The organism is Pseudonocardia zijingensis (assembly GCF_042657305.1).
Lineage (GTDB): Bacteria > Actinomycetota > Actinomycetes > Mycobacteriales > Pseudonocardiaceae > Pseudonocardia > Pseudonocardia zijingensis.
Genome location: NZ_JBHSKO010000059.1, coordinates 1 through 5,152, shown reverse-complemented (window position 1 = coordinate 5,152; position 5,152 = coordinate 1). Strand labels below are relative to the sequence as shown.

The following is a 5,152-nucleotide window of genomic DNA, read 5'->3' as shown; positions in this document are numbered from 1 at the left end:
CGCCGCTCCGAGCTCGCGATCGCGCTCGTCACCACGGCGGCGGTGCTGGCCGTCGGGGTGCTGAACGGCGTGCTCGTCGCGGTGGCGATCTCGATCCTCGACCTGCTGCGCAAGGTCTCCCGCCCGCACGACGGCATCCTGGGCTTCGTCCCCGGCCTCGCCGGCATGCACGACGTCGACGACTACCCGACCGCCACCACGAAGCCCGGGCTCGTCGTCTACCGGTACGACGCGCCGCTGTGCTTCGCCAACGCCGAGAACTTCCGACGCAGGGCCCTCGCCGCCCTCGACGACGCCGACCCGCCCGCCCGGTGGCTGCTGCTCAACACCGAGGCGATCGTCGAGCTCGACATCACGGCCGCCGACGCCCTGCACACCCTGTGCGACGAGCTCGACCGCCGCGGCGTGGTGCCCGCGCTGGCGCGCGTCAAGCAGGACCTCCTCGTCTACCTGGACGGCAGCGGACTGCGCGAGCGGATCGGGGACGACCGGATCTTCCCGACGCTCCCGACCGCGATCGCCGGCTTCCGGGCGAGCACCCGCAGGCCGACCTCGGACCCGTGACCCCTCCCGGTCACCCCGTCCCGTCGGAGACGACGACCGGGCACGGCGCGAACTCGACCAGCGCACGGCTCGTCGACCCCAGCCCCATGCCGTACGGCGCCCGCTCGCGGCGGTGCCCGACCACCAGAGCCCGGGCCTCGTCCGCCCGGTCCAGTAGTACGTGCACCGCGGTGTCGTGCACCAGCTCCTCCTGCACGACCAGCCCCGGGTGGAGCTGCGCCAGCCCGCTGACCTCGGCCGCGAGCACGGCACCACCCTGCCGGGCGAGCTCGCCCCAGTCCTCGGGACGCCGGCGCAGCCCGCCCGCACCCTCCTCGACCTCGGACCACGCGTGCACGGCGACCAGCCGGTTCCCGAACGAGCCGGCGATGTCGGCCGCCAGGAGCGCGGCGGCGTGCGACGTCGCCGAACCGTCGACCCCGACCACCACCGGGCCGCCGCGCGGTGGCGGCACCTGAGGCATCCGACCCCGCACGACCGCGACCGGACACGTCACCTCGCCGGCCAGCGCGAGCGCGACCGAACCGGCGAGCATCCCCGACCGAGCGCCCTCCCCGTAGCTGCCCAGCACCAGCATCCGGGCCCGGGCCGCTCGCTCGCCGAGCGCCTCGGCCGGGCCGCCAGGGACGAGCTCGACGCGGCAGGGGCCCGCCCCGGCGCGTTCCGCGGCGTCGACGATCTCACGCAGCCATCCCGGCGCCGCGTCGTCCGCCGAGCCGGGCACGGCGTGCAGCAGGTGGAGCTCGCACCGCCACGCCGCGGCCAGATCGGCGGCCCAGCACGCGGCCGAACGGGCCGAGTCCGACGCGTCGACCCCGACCACGATCGGCAGGTGCGACCGGTTCTCCATCCGCCCCCTCCGTTCGCCCGCAAGCGTGGCCCGTCGACCCACCCCCGCGCCGCGGGCGCGGGTCCCGGTGTGTGGAGGCGAGAGTCCTCCCCGGTCCGGGACCACCGCCGCTGGTCCCGGGCGGCCCGGCGCGGGACCGTCGGGGGCGGGCTTCCCGCGTGAACCACGACGACATCCCGGAGGCACAGCAGTGTCGCAGCTCGAAGCAGCCGTCGAGGACGCTCTGCGAGCGCCGTCGGTGCACAACAGCCAGCCGTGGCGTTGGCGGATCAGCACCGGCGAGGTGCGGCTGTACGCCGACGAGGAACGCCACCTGATCGCCACCGACCCGGACCGGCGGGATCTCGTCCTGAGTTGTGGCGCCGCCCTGCACCACCTCTGCGTGGCCCTCGCCGCGCGCGACCTCGCCGCGGACGTCCGCAGGCTGCCGGACCCCGAGGACCGCACTCTCCTGGCCACGGTCTCCGTGCGCCACGAGCCCCGCGGGGGCGACCCGGACGCCGCTGCCCTGTACCCGGCGATCGCGGAGCGCCGCACCGATCGGCGCCGCATGAGCAGGCGCCCGATCCCGGCCGACCACCTGCAGAAGCTCGTCGAGCAGGCTTCACGCACCGGGGCGAGCCTCGTCCCGGTCACCGATCCGGCGCGGCGCCAGAAGCTGCTCGCCGTGATCGCGGAGGGCGAACGGCTGCTGCGCGAGGAACCCGGGTACGCCAGCGAGCTGTGGGTGTGGACCCACCGGCTCTCCGGCTGCCACGACGGGGTGCCTGCGTCGCACGTCGCCGCCTCCGTGATCGATGCCATCGGCCCGTCCCCGCTGCGCCACTTCGGTACGCCCGGGCGCGCGCAGGCACCGTGGCAGCCCGGGCACGGCACCGGCGAGGACGCCGCCGAGCTGCTGGTGGTCACCACCGCAGGCGACGACGTGCTCGACCACCTCGAGGCGGGCGAGGCCACCAGCGCGGTGCTGCTGGCGGCCACCGGGCTCGGGCACGCCACCACCCCGCTCAGCCAGGCCCTCGAGGTCGACAGGACCCGCCTGCAGGTCAGGCGCGACATCCTGCACGTGCCGGAGCACCCCCAGCTCGTGGTGCGCGTCGGCTGGCCTGCGACCGGTGCCCCCGCCCTGCCGCCGACCCCGCGCCGCGACCTGCACGCGGTGCTCATGACCTGACGAGGATCAGCGGCCGGCGAGGAGCCTGCGCACCTCGGCGGCGATGACGAGGTCCTCCCGGGCGTGCACCACCACCGTGCGGGCGCGGGCGCCCGGCGCGCTGACGTCGGTCTCGCCCTCCGGATCCGCCGCCGCGTTCGCGCCCGCGTCGAGCGCGAGCCCGAGGAAGCCCAGCCCGTCGACGGCCCGCGCACGCAGTTCCGGCGCGTTCTCCCCGATCCCACCGCTGAACACCAGCACGTCCAGCCCGCCCAGCGCAGCCGCCATCGCCGCGATCTGCGCGCGGAGCCGGTGCAGCCACACCGCCACCGCGAGCACAGCCTCGGGCCGGCCGTCCCGTTCGGCGGCCAGCACCGCGCGCATGTCCGTGCTCCCGGCGAGCCCGGCCACCCGGGTGGCCTCGGCGGTGACCGCCCCGGGCCGGGGCACCGCGACCGTCTGCTCCCGGAAGTCCGGCAGGCGCAACGGCCGCAGCAGCTCGCCCCCGTTCCCGTGCGGGGTGGCGCTCATCCGACGCTCCCCGGTGGGCGCCGCCGCGTCGAGCCCCGACACCGGGCGGCCCTCGTCGTCGAACAGCTCCTCGGGCCGGTAGGAGCGCATCCACTCCTCGAGCTGCGCGAGGTGCTCCGGCTCCTCACGGACGCGCGCCAGCGGCACCTGGTGCGCCCGCCACGTGCCCTCGACCGGCAGACCGTCCACGACCCGCGGCCCCGTCCAGCCCTTCGGGCTGCGCAACACCAGCACCGGCCACCGCGGCCGCCCGCCCAGCTCGCCGCGCGCCGCACGCGCACGGATGCCGGCGATCGTGTCGACGATGCGGTCCATCGCCTCGGCCGCGCGGGCGTGCACCACCATCGGGTCCTCGTCGGCGCCGACGTCCACCAGCACCGGCTCGTGGCCATACCCCTCGAGGAGCGCCAGCAGCTCCCGCTCCGGGATCCGCGACAGCACCGTCGGGTTCGCGATCTTGTAGCCGTTGAGGTGCAGGACCGGCAGCACGGTGCCGTCGGAGACCGGGTCGAGGAACTTGTTCGCATGCCACGACGCGGCCAGCGGACCGGTCTCTGCCTCCCCGTCGCCCACCACGCACGCCACGAGCAGGTCCGGGTTGTCCAACGCCGCCCCGTACGCGTGCGCCAGCGAGTACCCCAGCTCACCACCCTCGTGGATCGACCCCGGCGTCTCCGGAGCGGCGTGGCTGGGCACCCCGCCCGGGAACGAGAACTGCCGGAACAGGCGGCGCATGCCCGCCGCGTCCCGCGAGACGTCGGGGAAGCGTTCGCTGTAGGTGCCCTCCAACCACGCCGCCGCCACGACGGCCGGACCGCCGTGCCCCGGCCCCGCCACGAACAGCGCATCCCAGCCCCGCCGCACGACGACCCGGTTGAGGTGCGCCCACAGGAACGTCAGGCCCGGGGTGGTACCCCAGTGCCCGAGCAACCGGGGCTTGACGTGCTCCGGACGCAGCGACTCGGTCAACAGCGGGTTGTCGAGCAGGTAGATCTGCCCCACCGACAGGTAGTTCGCCGCCCGCCACCACGCGTCGAGCCGCTCCAGCTCGGCGACGTCCGCACGGCCTGCGACCGCGCTCGAACCGCCGCCTGCTGTGATCGTCATCGAAGGGTCCTCCGGGTCGGCATCTCTCCGGACTTCAGCGAATCGAGTACGGGCGGTGGCCACTGGGGGCGAACGTCCCGACTTCACGCACACCTGCCGAACGGCCCTGGTCGCCGGGCGGGCCGCGGCACATCGTCGACGCCGGCCAACCACCGGGGCCGAGGAGGCTGTGATGGCGGACATCCGCAAGAGCGACGCCACGTCCGAGGCGCCTGCCGTGTTACGGCCCGCGGCCGCCCTCGCCGCGGAGCTCAGGGCCGTGGCCGCGCGGGTCGGGGGCGGCTGCCGCTACCACGAGGGAGCACGCGACGCCCTGCGCTGGCTGCTGACGGCCGGGCCGGGGCCCCTGACGGGCCGTCGCACCGACAGACCGCTCACGCTGCGCGCGGTCGTCGCCGAACTGGCCGCCGCCGAGACGCAGCTGTACGGCCCGCAGGCCGCGGACCGCGACTACGCGGCCGGGTTGGAGCACGCGGTGATGTGGGCCGTGTCGGCCACGCCGGCCACCCCGTCCACCGCGCTCCCGCGGCCGGCGACGAGACGGACGTGGTAGCCGACCCGACTCACGCCTGGCGCCGTGATCACCGGGTTCGCACCGCGCCGGTCCGCAGGCCCTGGAGCTCGGCGGCCCGACGCACGTCGTCGACCCCGATCACCCCGACCGCGCGCCCGTCGGCCTGGGCGACGACGAGGCCGGCCGGCCCGATCGACCGGCGCAGGACCTCCCCGGCGGGCGTGTCCACACCGACGATGCCGTCCTGGGGCAACGGCCGGACCACCTCCCGCACCGCGGTGGACGGCCGCGCGTCCACGGACACGCCGGCGAGGTCGGCGAGGGTGAGCCAGCCGATGGGCTTTCCCTGGAAGTCGATCACCGGGAAGACCTCGGCCTGCGGTGCCGCCGGCCCGAGCAGGTGGTCGATCAGCGCCGTGACCGTCCACCAGCC

General features: G+C 75.7%; 6 protein-coding genes. 3 read left to right on the top strand and 3 right to left on the bottom strand.

The features are described 5' to 3' along the window. The coding region (locus ACFPL3_RS41825) for an STAS domain-containing protein (protein ID WP_379591000.1) at positions 1 to 564 on the top strand (564 nt) is incomplete at its 5' end. 10 nt (positions 565 to 574) lie between these two features. Here the strand turns inward: ACFPL3_RS41825 and ACFPL3_RS41820 are convergent. Next, a complete protein-coding gene (locus ACFPL3_RS41820; RefSeq protein ID WP_343942135.1) occupies positions 575 to 1,414 on the bottom strand; it encodes a universal stress protein in 840 nt (279 codons plus the stop codon). Between the two features lie 190 nt (positions 1,415 to 1,604). Here ACFPL3_RS41820 and ACFPL3_RS41815 point away from each other — a divergent pair, with 190 nt between their 5' ends. Then, positions 1,605 to 2,588: an Acg family FMN-binding oxidoreductase gene (locus ACFPL3_RS41815; RefSeq protein ID WP_343942136.1), complete on the top strand. Its 984-nt coding sequence runs from the start codon at positions 1,605 to 1,607 to the stop codon at positions 2,586 to 2,588. A 6-nt stretch (positions 2,589 to 2,594) separates the two neighbouring features. On the opposite strand, the gene ACFPL3_RS41810 is transcribed toward ACFPL3_RS41815, so the two are convergent. Further along, the gene (locus ACFPL3_RS41810; protein ID WP_379590997.1) at positions 2,595 to 4,205 is read right to left on the bottom strand and encodes a phosphoketolase family protein; all 1,611 of its coding nucleotides are present in this window, start codon (positions 4,203 to 4,205) and stop codon (positions 2,595 to 2,597) included. 172 nt (positions 4,206 to 4,377) lie between these two features. Between ACFPL3_RS41810 and ACFPL3_RS41805 the strand changes: the two genes are divergently transcribed. After that, on the top strand, positions 4,378 to 4,758 hold the full coding sequence (locus tag ACFPL3_RS41805) for a hypothetical protein (RefSeq protein ID WP_343942137.1): 381 nt from the start codon (positions 4,378 to 4,380) through the stop codon (positions 4,756 to 4,758). Between the two features lie 28 nt (positions 4,759 to 4,786). On the opposite strand, the gene ACFPL3_RS41800 is transcribed toward ACFPL3_RS41805, so the two are convergent. After that, the coding region (locus tag ACFPL3_RS41800; protein WP_465269452.1) for a CBS domain-containing protein at positions 4,787 to 5,152 on the bottom strand (366 nt) is incomplete at its 5' end.

Bases quoted from the DNA above. Each gene is read 5' to 3' on its own strand.
- ACFPL3_RS41805 (WP_343942137.1), top strand. From the start codon at position 4,378: ATGGCGGACATCCGCAAGAGCGACGCCACGTCCGAGGCGCCTGCCGTG.
- ACFPL3_RS41820 (WP_343942135.1), bottom strand. From the start codon at position 1,414: ATGGAGAACCGGTCGCACCTGCCGATCGTGGTCGGGGTCGACGCGTCG.
- ACFPL3_RS41810 (WP_379590997.1), bottom strand. From the start codon at position 4,205: ATGACGATCACAGCAGGCGGCGGTTCGAGCGCGGTCGCAGGCCGTGCG.